The organism is Streptomyces sp. PTL18 (genome assembly GCF_059510295.1).
Map to the genome: position 1 here is coordinate 1 of NZ_JCAJZO010000145.1, position 421 is coordinate 421.

At 68.4% G+C, this 421-nt stretch carries 1 protein-coding gene; it reads left to right on the forward strand.

Annotated elements, in window-relative coordinates:
• On the forward strand, positions 1 to 421 hold a 421-nt coding region (locus AC5WS8_RS39395; protein ID WP_496108277.1), incomplete at both ends, for a zinc-binding dehydrogenase.

A 421-nucleotide genomic window follows, 5' to 3' on the forward strand; every position in this document is an offset into this window, starting at 1 on the left:
TGAGCGGGTGCTGGTGCATGCGGCGGCCGGTGGTGTGGGTATGGCGGCGACGCAGTTGGCCCGCCATTTGGGGGCGGAGGTGTTCGGTACGGCGAGTGCCGGTAAGTGGGGCACGCTGCGGGAGCTGGGTCTGGACGGGGAGCATGTCGCGTCCTCGCGTGACACCGGGTTCGAGGCGGCGTTCTTGGCCGTGACCGGTGGTGCCGGTGTGGATGTGGTGCTGGATTCGCTGGCGGGTGAGTTCGTGGACGCCTCGTTGCGGTTGCTGCCGCGTGGTGGGCGGTTCCTGGAGATGGGCAAGACGGATGTGCGTGACGCCGAGGTGGTCGCGGAGGCGTATCCGGGGGTGAGGTATCGGGCGTTCGATCTGATGGATGTGGCGCCCGGGCGTATCGGGCGGATGTTGGCCGATCTGGTGGAG